The following is a 14,246-nucleotide window of genomic DNA, read 5'->3' as shown; positions in this document are numbered from 1 at the left end:
GTGGTCCGGTGCGTGAAATCCGGCCCGGCGACGTGGTGTGGATACCGACCGGCGTTAAGCACTGGCATGGGGCAGCACCGGAAACGGCCATGACCCATATTGCCATCGCCGAAGCCCAGGACGGCAAGGTCGTTGACTGGATGGAGCAGGTCACGGATGAGCAGTATGCCTCAGCCGACAGGTCATGAACGTAATCTGATGAAACGGGGCATCTGCTCCGTTGTCATGCTGTGCGCCGCGCTGGCTTTGCCGTTCAGCGCTGCCACTGCTTCCCTTCCTGACGCACCGAAAAGGACCGATATGATGTCTGAAACACAGGAACAGCCTCTTACCGCACAGCATAAAAACATGGCTGTTATTGCGGCCCGTGCCGCAGCGGGTAATCTGCCCGGGCTGAACAATGCTCTGCAGCAGGGACTGGATGCCGGGCTGAGCATCAGTGACTGCCGTGAAATTCTGGTTCAGGTTTATGCTTATGCCGGTTTTCCCCGCAGCCTGAACGCGCTGGGCGAGCTGATGAAGGTCATCGATTCACGCAGAGCACAGGGCATTCAGGACGACGAAGGCCGGCTGCCCGGTCCGTTGCCAAAGCCAGAGGAGATGCTGGCAGCGGGCACTAAAAACCAGACCGCGCTGGTCGGAAAGCCGGTCAGCGGGCCCCTGTTCGGGTTTGCCCCGGCTGCAGACGCGTATCTGAAGACGCATCTTTTCGGCGATATTTTCAGTCGCGACAACCTGGACTGGAAAAGCCGCGAGGCTACCACAGGGATGCTGGCTGCCATGCCTGGCACCGAGCCGCAGCTGAAAGCGCACCTGAATATGAGCATGAATGTGGGCGTGAAGCAGTCTCAGCTTGCGGAGCTGGTGGCTTTCTTTATGGAGAATGACGAACAGGCCAGCGCTGACCGGCTGCAGGCAGCTCTCGACTCAGTTCTCGCCGGTTAAGCTATTCTTTGATACAGACATTTTGCAATACAGACGTTTTACGCCTGTCCGGATGCCAGGACGGAAAGGCATTACGATGTCTTGAGCGTGTACTGGCGGCGTTACGCAGGCAAAAAGATCGGCAGATTGTCAAAGATCCTACGTACGTCGATTAATACATCGTAGGATAAAATTCCGTTTGCGAAGCTGACCGACTTCTTCAATCAAAACCTGAATAAGTAATCAGTGAGGCATGCAGTGTCTGCATGCCTTCACCTCCGGGAACCGGCAACAATACCGCTTCCTGTTCTGCCCTCAGAAAAGGTCCTGCCGACAGTGACAGCAAAACTGCAGCCGGATGTGGCAATGAGGATCGGCAGGGCATCAGGTTGAGTGCAGAGAGGTGTTCAGCGCTGGTTCGAGGATCTCTCAATCAGGAATGTCAGCTAATGCGCTGACTCTGCTCACGGCGATACTTATGATAATCCTCATCGCACTCGGCTGAGCAAAAAGCCGTCTCGGCCACTACAGCTTCATCTTTGCACCAGACGCATAAGCCATTGGGACTGGTAAGTTTGCTCTTACGGGCTGCCAGCGAGGCGGCAAGATGCGCCTCTTCGCGTTCCTGAGCCAGATCAACATCATCCATAAATTTCCAGAGCCTCATTGAATTTCAAAGATCAAAACACAAACCATTAAGTTCAGAGAAAGCGTTTGTGTAAACGAATGCGTAATTATACAGCAAATCAGGATGATACTTAATCACAGCGCTATATTTCCATAGTCTGACACTGACTTTCAGAATTATCAGGAAACAGTGTGCCTGACCCCACCATTTCTTCCTTGCTCACTTTGGAGCAGATATTAATAGTTTCTGTTAAGCCGACTGGCCTGACTGAATTAATGTGTCAGAGATGACTGTCAAAGCACTCAACCATTTATTTGCATGTTTACTCACTGATGCCGGATTATTAAATGCTGTGTAACTATGCAAATACTCTGAAACAGTCGCTTTAAAATCGTGTCAGAGCCAGCGTTATGCTTTATTAATTTCAGCGTCAGGTGGCGTTTGTCTCCATAACACCTTGCGCTGACCTGTTTTACACATTTCATGATTCGGCATCGAAACTACAGCTCTACTTTAAAAGTGTAAGAATTAATGCTTAGTGCATGATTTTCACCTGATGTTAACTACAGTTGATATCACTCTGATTACATCACAATGGTTTTACGATGCCGACATCTTTAACCTCCACGCTTTATGCACGCCTGCGGCTGCTGCTCTCCATCACTGCCGGACTGATATGCTATTTTCTGCTCTCTGATCAACCCGGGCAGATGCAGCGCTTACTGATAAGCTGGAATGTCTGGGCCTGGCTCTATCTTTGTATTCTCTGGTTTCGCATGCTGCGTACCGATGCGACAGGCATCAAACGCATTGCGCAACAGCAGGATCAGAGTGCTGCACTGGTACTGGGTATTGTGATCGTAGCCTGTATGGTCAGCATTGTGGCCATCCTGAGTGAACTGCCCACGCTAAAAGGCCTAACCGGCACCCGCGACTGCTGCATCTGTTGCTGACGGCAATGACGCTGATTGCATCCTGGGCCATGCTACCCAGCGCATTTGCAATGCACTATGCCCACCAGCACTATCTTTACCGGGATAACAGCGTGAGTCCGCTGATCTTTCCGGATAAAACGAAAAATCCTGGCTACTGGGACTTTCTCTACTTTTCATTCACCATCGCGGTTGCCTCGCAGACGGCAGATGTCGCCACCGGAACAACAGAAATGCGTAAGCTGGCGTTATTGCAGTCTGTTATCTCATTTATTTTTAACCTGGCTATTCTGGGCCTATCGGTCAATGTCGGCGCCGGTTTGCTTAATTAAGCTGTTTTCATCAATCGACAGCCTGGCAATGTTTATCCTGCTTGAGCTTCTGAAATAATCTGGTCACCTGTCGTGATTATAACAATGTGTAATAAGGTGTTAGCTGCCTCTTCACCGGACACTCGCTGCCGTGTAAGTTCGTGGGTGATTTACGCTATTGTCCCCCTAATCCGATAAGGAGAAATAGAGTGAAAACCACCGCCATGGTCACTACCAGCCTGTTAATGCTGATGAGCAGTGTTCACGCTGAAGGTCTGACGACACCAGCAGAGGGTAACAAGCTTACCGTCAGCTTTGGCCAGCCTACCATCAAACAGGTGCTGCACTACCGCAAAATGTATGACAAAAAGCCGTTTCCGGATGCGGAGATTTATTACTACGATAACGGCACTTATAAGATCATTTCTCAGGGTGAAAACCATTACGGCGTTTATGTTATGCAGGGCAGGTTTGATGATGAAACCTTCACCGTTCGCTATATCTCACTGCCTTCATCCGACTGGGGCAATAAAACGGCCTTTCACCAGTTAACCTTTATCAGAAATGAAAAGCAGAACGTTTTCATTCAGAACGCGATTGTGGATACCGGTGAGGCCATCGCGCAGCAGAACGGCACCTATACGCAGGAAAAAAACAGCGTAACCAATCCGGTTTCTACACGCTGGGAAAACAAATAAGTTTTGCTTAGCAGGTCTGACACGCTTCCAGCTTTGACCGGCTGCAGCCTGGCCGGTCACTGTTGTTCTCAAAAGAGGAACAGCCGCAGTGTAATGCCTTATTCTTTTCCTCTCAGCCCGACGTCCCTGATGCGCCATTCCGGTTGTGTTTAAGGCCAGGGAAGTACACTACCGGTAATCAGTCTGTGAGTTATATCGCCAGCTTTTTACTGATACTAAACTCCATTCTTTCTGAATTTTGTCAGGTCCCGAGGCGTAAATATGGACAGAGCGTTGCCCCTGCTGGATGCGCAGGATATTACTTTTTCAGTCGGTGATCGCCAGTTACTGCGACCTATCACTCTGCAGTTAAATCAGGGCGATTATGTGTTACTGACCGGTCCATCCGGCAGCGGAAAAAGCACGCTTCTGAAGATGCTTGCTTCACTGATTACACCAACCTCCGGCCAAATCTTTTTCAGGAACAGTGATATTACCACGCTAAAAGCGGAGACCTATCGTCAGCAGGTGTCGTACTGTTTTCAGACGCCACAACTGTTTGGTCAGACGGTTTATGACAATCTTGCGCTGCCCTGGCAGATTCGCCGTCAGAAGCCGCAGCGGGACAAGCTCGTTGCTGCGCTGGAAAGCGTTAATCTTTCTCCTGACATGCTGGATAAACCGGTTGAACAACTTTCAGGCGGAGAAAAGCAGCGAGTCGGACTCCTCCGCAATCTGCAGTTTATGCCTGACGTACTGTTACTGGATGAAGTGACCAGCGCCCTTGATGAAGAGAACAGGCTGGCCGTACTTTCACTGATTAACCGGATTGCAGCTGAAGAAAAGGTGGCGGTGGTGCGGATCAGTCATGATGTCAGCGATATTCAGCAGGCCGGGTATGTGCTGCGCCTTGAGCCGCCAGAAAAGGAGAATGCGCGTGAATCAGCATAATATCAGTGACACCTCGCTGTTGCTGTCGCTGACGCTGGTCGTCATAGCGCTGCTTATCAGCCAGAAAGAAAAACTGGGCATGGGCAAAGATATTGTCTGGAGTGTTTGTCGGGCCATCGTTCAGCTGGTCATCGTCGGCTTTGTGCTGAAGTCGATTTTCGATGTCAATAACAGCTGGCTGACGGTCCTGATGGTGCTGTTTATCTGCGTGAATGCTGCGATCAACGCCCGCAAACGCGGTCGGAATATTGATAACGCCTTTGCGATAGCGTTTACCTCAATCTTCAGCGGCACCGCTATCACGCTGACGATTCTGGTACTGAGCGGCGCGATAGCGTTTATGCCCATGCAGGTCATTCCCATTTCAGGCATGATCGCCGGGAATGCTATGGTTGCGGTAGGGCTCTGTTTCAGCAATCTGAATCAGCGCATCAGCGACAACCACCAGAAAATTATGGAGATGCTGAGCCTGGGTGCATCGGTGAAGCTTGCCTCAGGCCGGATTATTGCTGACAGCATTCGCACCGCGATGATCCCGACAGTGGATGCAGCTAAAACCGTCGGGCTGGTCAGCCTGCCCGGTATGATGTCCGGACTGATTTTCGCCGGAATCGATCCGCTAAAGGCAATTAAGTATCAGATTATGGTGACCTTTATGCTGATAGGCACCGCCAGCCTGTCAACTATCATCGCAGTCTGGTTATCCTATCGACGGTTTTATAATGCCAGAGCGCAGCTGAAGATATCGGGGGCAAAGCCGGACTGATAGTGCTGATGGCTGTGGTAAAAATCACGGCCAATGAAAAATATTTCTTTAAATCAGCATTAAATATGCAGCCCTGCGGATGTAATCAGGCCTGAGGGAAATAGTGGGTGACTCCGTTTTGCGTATAAATATTGCTTTCATAAAGGACATGGATTGTCCCTGAATGCCGAACCGATAGCGCAGAGTCAGCTATTGGAATTAGTTACATCATACTTAGCGTTAATGATCTGGAGTGTTCCATGAATCATACTCTGCAGCTATTTAGCCTGGCAGTATGTCAGATTTCCTGAAACAGGGTTTAGCAGCTGCTGAAGTTACTACTACAGTGAAATTATGGGGCCCGAATTCATCAGAAACTCTCTCCATGAGTCAGTTTTAAGTAATATGAGTCAAGCGATTAATTCCGCGACCGGCACGTAGCCTGAACCTGCAGGTAGTACGGTGAGTCATAGATCAGGCGAAAGTATTTTGCGGCTCAAGATTATCACGCAGCTCTTCCGATAGACAAATAGCATGAACTTTATTTATGTTTTAAATTGTTCCACAACATGAGGAGAGCGAAATGATTGTCAGAACATGGCACGGATGCGTACCGCTCAGGCATGCAGAAGGCTTTGCGACTCACCTGCAAAAGACCGGTGTAGAGCATTCAGAAGGAACACCAGGCAATCCGGGAGCCTGTGTGCGCAGGGAAACGCAGGGTGAATGGGAGCATTTTTTTCTTGCTACATACTGGGAAGACTTAGAGGCAATCAAAGCCTTTGCAGGCGAACAGTATCAGATTGCCGTGACATATCCGGATGATGAGCAGTTTGAACTGCTATCAGATCCCTACGTTTTCCAGCACCACGTGCAGAAAGTAACACCTTTGTAGTTATTTCCCCGCTGCCGCTTGGCGGCGGCTTGTCTCTGATTCAGCATATTCCCTCAGAAGATTTATTGGCCTGGAATAGGGAGAAAAAAAACCTTTAAATTGTAGATTGATCGATCTACAATCAGTCATCAGAACAGGAGAGTCTCATGAAATCATCTGCAGGCAGACCCAGAGAGTTTGATCCAGACGTGTTCCTCAACACGGCACTTAACTGCTTCTGGCAGAATGGCTATCAGGCCACATCCATGGCTGATCTGATGAAAGCTTCAGGACTGGCCAGTGCCAGCATCTATAAACTTTACCCGGATAAGCGCGCTATCTATCTTGCAGCTTTACAGCGCTATATGGATGAGGGCACTTTAAGAACAAAAAAACGAACCGCAGAAATGTCGCCAGAAGCCGCCTTGCGAGAGACGCTTGAATTTGCTGCTCAGTTATCCTCCGCGCCCGCCGGAGAGAGAGGCTGTTTTACAATTGCCGCAGCCAGTGAGCTTTTGCCTGGTGACGAAGAGGTTAAAGCCAAAGTTTCTGCAAAATTTAAAATTATAATCAACGAATTAGAGTGCATATTACTCAGAGGCCAGCAACAACACGTTTTTCGCCGGGATGAAGAAGCGAGAGTAGTAGCAAAAAGCCTTTTCATGATGATTGAGGGTATGCGGATATATGGAAAGATTCAGCCAGAAATTGAAGATATCCGAAGAAGTAATGATTTTATTATCAGAACACTACTTTTAAGCGTCAATGCTGGCGCAGCTAAGGCATCATCATGATCGCGACCGGCACTATTGTCCGGCGGAGAAAAAGAAGAAAAACAATGATTGTGCTGGAATGCTCAGACAATATGATTCTATGTGGTTGGATCGATAAAGGACGGTTCTTTAAAAGAAGCTTCCCGCTTTCTGAACTTGAGATATGCGTCCCTTATTCAAGTTTCTGGTCACTAACGTAAAAGTGGCACAATGACTAGTATCCAGGATGACAGTTGGCGTTAATTATTCATGGGCAGTTTGTATCGCAGCGAGTTTTCCAGATTATGGAGTGCCCAGATTAAAGAAAGCACTCATCTTTCGTAATTTGACTGTATCAGCCCAGTCAGAAGCATTAACACAGGTCAAAAATCAACCCCTTGTTAAATATCGAAATATTCACTAAACATCTTATATGCTCATCATGATAAAAGGTGTAAGTATATCAATTATAATGCGTCTGAAATTTTCAAATTGGATTATTGTTCGAATTCTAGTGATTGCCGGACAACACCCTGTCCGGCAATCCGCTATTTTACATTAGCACCAAAGCTCAGCTTAATTCTGCGCCGGCTGGGCCTGCTGATTTTTTTCCGCCTCTTTCTGTTTTTTCTTCGCCATGTGATGACCGACTGCGCAACCTGCTGCGGCACCGGCAACACCATGATGATGAGCAACATGACCTGCCACACCGCCGACTGCGGCGCCTTTAAGACATCCTTCGGCGTTAGCCTGTAAATTCACTGACAAAAACAGACCGGTAGCCATAACAATAACTGATAATTTTTTCATCTTTTTTATATCCTGATAGTCAGAGTTGCAGGTTGAACTCCGCTCAGCATAGCCAGGTATCAGGGTGTTTCACTCGGCAGGATACAGGAATCACGAAGTTAGTTACCTGTCGTTACGCTTTTCACAAAATAAATGAAATGGGTGCTGTATTTTTAATCAGGAGCACGGCATCCCGTCGGTCACCCGAAAAGACGGGCGCGGAGTGCTCTGCGGAGAAACTCGCTTTATCTGCCTGAAACGTGAAAGGGTGCCGCTATGATGATATGCCTCAGATGCCAGACATCGGGGTGACCGCTATTCACTTGCGGGCAGGGGTTATATGCTGAATATTAAACGACAGGTAAACAACTTTGCAGATTTATTATTTAAACAATTTTCGTTTAATTTTCGAGTATATTCTGACGACTGCCTTTCTCTTAATAAATTCTTAATCTTGTTAGGTTATAAATAACAGGCTAAGTTCAGTAAAAATAAAACAAATAAAACTTGATCCCAAATGAGAAAAGTTGTTTATATGTGACTGTCCGAAGAGGCAGCCAAAAGCACCTGTTTATTCCATGTTCTTACGTCGATATATAAACAAAACCCAAATGAATAATTTTGATGAAATATCTTTAGTTCTGTTGAGCCTGGCGTTAACTTTCAGCGTTATACTGGCCTGGCTAGCTCACTGACAGGCTGGCAGAGCGTGAGCGACTGGTCCAGAATTAAATCTGACTTTCCGGTCTGCTTGCCATAAATAGTTTAACCACAACATTCCTTCATTTATTTATTTGAATAGTTTTCTGTTCGGGAAAACGTTTGTTAATGCTTTCCTTTCTTCAACCAGCGTGAATGGCACTATCATGAAAAATATCCTTATTACCGGTTCAACAGGGTTTTTAGGCGGGGCTGTCGTAGCAAATCTTTTGCAGAGCAGAGTTCAGGATCGACTGCTGCTGCTGGTCAGAGGCGAGACCGTTGACGAAGGGTTAAACAGGCTTAAAGCCAACCTGAAGAACTTTGGCTTAAATGAGTCAGTAATCAATACGATAGCACCTGAAAATATTATTCTGGGTGACCTGGCATTTACAGACGATTTTATTCATGACGCCCGACTTAATGACGTTACCCATGTCATTAATTGCGCCGCTGTCGCCTCATTTGGTAATAATCCCACTATCTGGAAAGTGAACGTTGAGGGCACGTTCCGGTTTGCCGAACGAATGAGCCGTGTTGAAGGATTGAAGAAATTCATCCACGTTGGAACCGCTATGTCCTGTGCGCCGGAACCCGGCTCACTGGTCACTGAGGGCGGCCTCAACTCCAGCCGGGATCAGCATGTCGTTGAATACACCTGGAGTAAGGCTTCGATTGAAAAGCTGATGACAGAGAAGTTGCCAGGCCTGCCACTGGTGATTGCCCGTCCGTCGATTGTGGTAGGTCATTCCGATCAGGGATGCCTGCCTTCAGCCAGCATTTTCTGGGTATTCAGAATGGCACTGGCGTTGGGTAAATTCACCTGCGACCTCGACGATCGTATTGATGTGGTTCCGGTTGATTACTGCGCGGATGCACTGGTTCTGCTGCTTGACGCAGAAAACGTCATTAATGAAGTCATTCACATCTCTGCCGGGACACACAGCAGTGTTACGTTTGCGGAAATTGATGAGGCGATGGCCAGAGCATCAGGAAACAAGGCGCTGGGTGTGGACTACCAGAAGGTGTCCTATAAACAGCTGTCAGATAGCAGAAGAACGTTTAAGGATCTGTTTGGACCCTGCAATGAACGCATCATGCTGCGCGCAATGAACCTGTATGGCCACTTCTCAAACCTGAATGTTGTGTTTGATAACTCCAAACTGTTACAGCTTGGCATGAATAAGCCTTCCAGATTTACCGATTACCTGGACCGCTGTGTTCTGACAACACGTGATTCAACGATTGCCGAATTGATGCAGGTCGATTTCAAATAGTTGAAAATGAAGTTCAAGAGTGTGGTTTGAGGAAAAAAGCGCTTCCAGCCGGAAGCGCTTGTGTTGATTAAAACGTCATGGTCAGACCGGCATAATAAGCACGTCCTGGCTCGTTATAGGTCGATGCCCCATCTGCTTCCCGGTAGAGCTGCTTATCCAGCAGGTTATTAATACCGACATTGGCACGCAGATTTTTGGAAATGTCGTAATTGAAATTAACCCCGAATATCGAGTAAGCCCCGACTTCACGATTCGACATTGAGCCATTTTCTGTGCGGGATTCCGCATACTGGCGTGGTTTCTGGCGGCCATACATTGTCCAGTTCAGGTTAGTAGAGAAATCCTGCGTCACCTGCCAGTCCAGCATGGAGTTGATGGTGTATTCCGGGATAATCGACAGCGGATTGCCGGTCTTTTTATCCTTTGACTGGATCATGTAAGTGGCATTAGTCCGCCACTCAAGTTCGTCACTGACAAGCGGTATCGTAACGTTACCCTCCAGACCTTCAACAACTGCTTTGCCGCCGTTGCTCCACTGCAGAATATTGTTGCCATTAGAGGCATAACCCAGCACATCGGTCCCGGCGACGATCTTGTTCTTGTAGTCATTGCGGAACCAGGTAAGACCCGCAATATAGCCATTCTGACTGAACTCGATACCCAGCTCTTTATTGACGCTGACTTCAGGATCAAGATTTTGATTACCCAGCAGATAACAGCTGCCGCTCGTCACGTTGACCGGACAGCCATTGCCTCGTGTAGCCAGCAAATAGCCCTCGCTGGATTGATAGAGGTTAGGGGCTTTGAATGCACGGGCGATACCCGCTTTCAGAGTAAAACTTTCTCCCAGCGCCTGAGAAATATTCAGCGACGGACTCCAGTTCGCCCCGAAAGTATCGTGATAATCAAAGCGCAAACCCGGTATCACCTCAGTGCTGTCGGTCGCGGCGATGTTATCTTCGAAATAGAGCGAACTCAGCGTCGCGCTGTTTTTGCTATTGCGGCTGCCCGCATCACCACTGATGCCATCAATCGAAACGCCCGGTGCACTGGTGCCGTTCATGGAGTTGGGATCGTTCAGCTCATCACGGTTCCACTCAGCGCCCAGCGTAACGGTCTGTTCACGCAGCAATTCCAGCGGGAAGCTGACTTCACCTCCCGCCCGGTAACTTTCAAAGCGACTGGTCGAAAACGTATTGCTGTTGATTCGGCCTTCACCCGCGCCCGCGGTGCCTTCGTTCAGACGGGTATTGTTCGTCTTCTCATAGTTAAAGGTCAGTTTTGACTGCCCCCAGTCCCAGATACCGTTGTGGGCCAGGCCCCAGGTTTGACGATAAAGACGATTAGTTTCCGACCCGTCGAGAGATTCGATAAGCTTATTACCGGCACCGTTGCTGTATTGAGTATCCCCGGCGTAAATATTGCCCTGACGACTGTAGCCATAGCTGAAATCCAGCACCTGCAATGGCGTAATCTTCCAGGACAACACGCTGTTGATGTCTTTGTTGCGAACGCCTTCACGGCCGGCCGCGCCGGAGCCGTTATGCGACTGATTGATATCGAAAGCATCGCTGTCGGTTTTATTGATGTTGCCATAAAGCCGCATAGTCAGCGCATCTCCCGCCAGCGGACCACTCAGGTTAAAGTTGGCACGTCGGGTTGCCCCTTCTTTGTCATCTTCCGGCTGGTTAGTGTAGAGCGACAGCGATCCGCTCCAGTCATTTGTCGGACGTTTGGTAATGATGTTAACCACACCGCCAGAAGCGCCTGAACCGTAACGGGCTGCCGCCGGTCCACGAATAACTTCAATTCGTTCAACCATTTCCGGCGGTACCCAGTTAGAGTCGCCACGGGAATCACGCTCTCCGCGCCAGCTGTAACGCACTGAATTGCGCGAGGTCGTTGGCACACCGTCGATCAGAATCAACGTGTTTTCCGGCCCCATGCCGCGAATATCGATTTGACGATTGTTACCGCGGACACCATTGGCGCTATTACCGGTGAGATTGACGCCTGGCATTTTACGGATAATGTCGGAGAGGTCGTTGACCGGCGGATTCTTTTCAATGTCCTGTGAGGTAATGACTGAAACGCCGGGCTGCTGTTTTAACTCCTGTTCAGCCGTGACCAGCATCGTTTCATCATCAGCCAGCTTTTCTGTCTCTTCCTGAGTAGCGCCGTTAGCAGAAGTACTCAACAAACCAGCCAGCAGCAGTGCGGCAGGGCGCTTATGGACACGCATGGTTACATTCACTTAGAAAATCTCCCTGAATCGTTAAGGTATGTAAGCAAATGCGTATGATAATGATAATAGTTATCATTGTATATCTCGGTAAGGCATCTTTACATCCCCTGACAGTGGGCTGCTCATGCATCAGCCTGACCACTCAGATGAGCAAAACAGGTCGCAAAAACACTTCTTTGTCATCACCCGAAAAGTCTCTCAGAATGGCTCAGAATACGTCATTGTGACTCCAGACTTATTAGGTCTGGAGTCATAGCTTAACGGTGGGTAGAATGGCGGCTCTGAAACAGGCAGCAGGTACTGATGTGATAACAGATTCGACAATAACCGCAGCGCGTTCAGCACATGTTGGTCGTCATGTTCTAATCTGGCTGGAGCAGGTTAAAGCGGCTTCGCTGAGCGAGCTGGATAATTTTGGCGATGAAGGCACGGTAGAGCAGGTGATGAAGGTTTGGGTAAAACTGTCACTGTTGATCAGCCGACGGCGTCCTGAAATCGCCGTTTCGTCTCTGCTGAAACACGTTCTGCCCAAGATCGGATCGCAGCCGCTCAAAACGCTGAACCGTCTGCGCCTCAACCGGCTTTACAACATCCTGATTGCCGACGGTAAAAAGGAGGAGGCGCGTCGGGTGTTCGCGCTGACCAAACAATTCCTCGCATGGGCCGAGATGCAGGGCTATCTCGATCACTCGCCTATTGCCTCGATGAAAAAACGGGATGTCGCAGGTCGTGCTACGCCACCGCGCAGCCGGCAACTGACCGATGCGGAAATCTGGGTTTTCTGGCACGGTCTGGATAACTGGGCATTATCGGAGCAGGCGCGCTGGGCGCTGCGTTTATGTCTGGTCAGCGCCCGACGGCCGGATGAGATTGTGCAGGCGCAGAAAGGGGAATTCGATCTGCAGTTAGGATTGTGGATGCAGGGCACCCGCAATAAATCACAGCGCGAGCATGTGCTGCCGATTTCACCGCTGATGCGGCAGTGCATCGAAGCGTTACTTAATGCCGCCGATCCGGACTCGCCATGGCTGGTGTCCGCGCCACGCGATCCCCAACAGCCGCTGTCAAAAGGCGCGCTGAATCAGGCTCTGCGGCGGATGATCCGCGCTCCGCGTGGGCTGGGACTGGAGCCATTTACCCCACGCGATCTGCGCCGCACCGCCCGATCAAAACTTTCTGCCCTCGACACGCCTAATGATGTCGCCCGCAAAATCATGAACCATGCGCTGGAAGGGATCGATCGGGTCTATGATACCCATGACTATCTGAGCCAGATGCGCAGCGCCATGAATACCTTTTCGGATGCGGTTAAGCAGATTATTGAATGCGAAAGCTATCATCTGCTGCGACATCGCTATGATGGCGAGACCCTCACTCTGGGCAATCTCTCCATCATGGCGATGTCACGCTGACGTTGCTGTTTTCACGATCAGAAGTGGTAGCGCAGCCAGGCAAAATAGACGTTACCGTTATTATGCGTACCCGGTATGTAGGTCATCTGGAAATCGAGATCGCCATAGCCGATTGAGGCCAGCGGCAGCAATGCTGGCACCGGTATATAGTCCCAGTTATGCCGCGCGGTAACGCCTGCCGTGTAACCTGCACCCCAGTGAAAATTCTGGTCAGCCAGCGGACGCCATGTCGCTACCCAGCCATAACCCCCAAAAGGCTCCCATTTATTGAAGGAGTCTTTGAATGCCATTAAATAGATGCCGTTCCAGTTGCCTTTTTCATCGTAGCGGGAGATCCCCCCGCCTGCGCCCCAGGGCCTTTCATTATATTTATTGATGTGTTCCCGATCGTATGTGGCACGGTTATGCCACGTAATCGCGGGCAGATAAAAGTCGATTCCCTCTGGCTGCTGCCATGTTGTGGCAACCTTATCACTGAAGCTTTCCCAGCCTGCGCTGACATTCTGGACCAGCGTGGCGGAGTGAGCTGTAAAAGCAGTGAAAACGGTGGTTGTCATCATCAGCGCTTTAAGAGTTAAAGTTTTGCGCATGTGCGAATACCTGCAAAGTCTGGTGTTAAATAAGGAAATAAAAGCATCAAGGCGGGTATTGTCGCACAAAGAGTGGCAACTTCAGGTCAATGAGCGGCTGAAGCAGGATTTTATAATTAATAAAAGCGAGACGGCATTCCTGCTGCTCTCATCGTTCGCTTATCCATCGGCTATTTTAACAACCGCTTCTTATTAGCAGGCTTTAAAAAACCTGAACGTGCAGACGCTATCCTGAAAAAACTCGCATTATTTGTTAACAAAATCTTGCAATGATAATCGCAATGCGTATATTTCTCATTTGCTTTGAAAGTTCATCACACCCGCGCACAGGCGCTCATGGAAAGGGTTTCTGGTTCCTCAAACCCTAAGCAGGGCAGTGATGTCCGCAGGATGCAAGGTCGTGACAGTGGCAGCATAAAAACATAAAGATAATTGAGGAA

12 protein-coding genes and 2 pseudogenes are annotated in these 14,246 nt (G+C 49.2%); 10 read left to right on the top strand and 4 right to left on the bottom strand.

Annotated elements, in window-relative coordinates; all coding sequences use genetic code 11:
* Positions 1-188 (top strand): annotated as a pseudogene (locus FA92_RS23520) (cupin domain-containing protein); the annotation flags it as partial.
* Positions 189-300: 112 nt separating this feature from the next.
* Entirely contained in the window at positions 301-945 is a 645-nt protein-coding gene (locus tag FA92_RS21605; protein ID WP_239780563.1) for a carboxymuconolactone decarboxylase family protein, read from the top strand.
* Between the two features lie 421 nt (positions 946-1,366).
* On the opposite strand, the gene FA92_RS21600 is transcribed toward FA92_RS21605, so the two are convergent.
* Positions 1,367-1,573, bottom strand: a complete 207-nt coding sequence (locus FA92_RS21600) for a hypothetical protein (protein ID WP_033735188.1) — start codon at positions 1,571-1,573, stop codon at positions 1,367-1,369.
* A gap of 584 nt (positions 1,574-2,157) precedes the next feature.
* Between FA92_RS21600 and FA92_RS21595 the strand changes: the two are divergent.
* The 6 genes and pseudogenes from FA92_RS21595 (at position 2,158) to FA92_RS21570 (ending at position 6,836) form a co-directional block, all read left to right on the top strand.
* Positions 2,158-2,816 (top strand): annotated as a pseudogene (locus tag FA92_RS21595) (DUF1345 domain-containing protein).
* Between the two features lie 203 nt (positions 2,817-3,019).
* Positions 3,020-3,493 carry a hypothetical protein gene (locus FA92_RS21590; RefSeq protein ID WP_197061529.1) on the top strand — a complete coding sequence of 158 codons (474 nt, stop codon included), beginning with the start codon at positions 3,020-3,022 and terminating at the stop codon, positions 3,491-3,493.
* Between the two features lie 261 nt (positions 3,494-3,754).
* Positions 3,755-4,423, top strand: a complete 669-nt coding sequence (gene fetA / locus FA92_RS21585; RefSeq protein WP_033785148.1) for an iron ABC transporter ATP-binding protein FetA — start codon at positions 3,755-3,757, stop codon at positions 4,421-4,423.
* A complete protein-coding gene (gene fetB / locus FA92_RS21580) occupies positions 4,410-5,189 on the top strand; it encodes an iron export ABC transporter permease subunit FetB (RefSeq protein ID WP_033785182.1) in 780 nt (259 codons plus the stop codon). The genes fetA and fetB overlap by 14 nt, the downstream gene beginning before the upstream one ends.
* Positions 5,190-5,751: 562 nt before the next feature.
* Positions 5,752-6,063: a hypothetical protein gene (locus FA92_RS21575; RefSeq protein WP_033785147.1), complete on the top strand. Its 312-nt coding sequence runs from the start codon at positions 5,752-5,754 to the stop codon at positions 6,061-6,063.
* A 146-nt stretch (positions 6,064-6,209) separates the two neighbouring features.
* Positions 6,210-6,836, top strand: coding sequence for a TetR/AcrR family transcriptional regulator (locus FA92_RS21570; protein WP_033785146.1), 627 nt, complete (start codon positions 6,210-6,212; stop codon positions 6,834-6,836).
* A gap of 534 nt (positions 6,837-7,370) precedes the next feature.
* Here FA92_RS21570 and FA92_RS21565 read toward each other — a convergent pair.
* On the bottom strand, positions 7,371-7,604 hold the full coding sequence (locus tag FA92_RS21565; RefSeq protein WP_033735179.1) for a hypothetical protein: 234 nt from the start codon (positions 7,602-7,604) through the stop codon (positions 7,371-7,373).
* An 845-nt stretch (positions 7,605-8,449) separates the two neighbouring features.
* Between FA92_RS21565 and FA92_RS21560 the strand changes: the two genes are divergently transcribed.
* The gene (locus tag FA92_RS21560; RefSeq protein WP_033785145.1) at positions 8,450-9,559 is read left to right on the top strand and encodes an SDR family oxidoreductase; all 1,110 of its coding nucleotides are present in this window, start codon (positions 8,450-8,452) and stop codon (positions 9,557-9,559) included.
* A 67-nt stretch (positions 9,560-9,626) separates the two neighbouring features.
* Here FA92_RS21560 and FA92_RS21555 read toward each other — a convergent pair whose 3' ends face one another.
* Positions 9,627-11,801, bottom strand: a complete 2,175-nt coding sequence (locus tag FA92_RS21555; protein WP_156105737.1) for a TonB-dependent siderophore receptor — start codon at positions 11,799-11,801, stop codon at positions 9,627-9,629.
* A gap of 275 nt (positions 11,802-12,076) precedes the next feature.
* Between FA92_RS21555 and FA92_RS21550 the strand changes: the two genes are divergently transcribed.
* Entirely contained in the window at positions 12,077-13,216 is a 1,140-nt protein-coding gene (locus FA92_RS21550) for a site-specific integrase (RefSeq protein ID WP_051926576.1), read from the top strand.
* 17 nt (positions 13,217-13,233) lie between these two features.
* Here the strand turns inward: FA92_RS21550 and pagP are convergent, their stop codons facing one another.
* Positions 13,234-13,806, bottom strand: a complete 573-nt coding sequence (gene pagP / locus FA92_RS21545; protein ID WP_013196324.1) for a lipid IV(A) palmitoyltransferase PagP — start codon at positions 13,804-13,806, stop codon at positions 13,234-13,236.
* Between the last annotated feature and the right edge of the window lie 440 nt (positions 13,807-14,246).

The organism is Pantoea sp. 9140 (assembly GCF_000745295.1).
GTDB lineage: Bacteria > Pseudomonadota > Gammaproteobacteria > Enterobacterales > Enterobacteriaceae > Pantoea > Pantoea vagans.
This window is presented reverse-complemented; position numbering and strand designations above follow the sequence as displayed.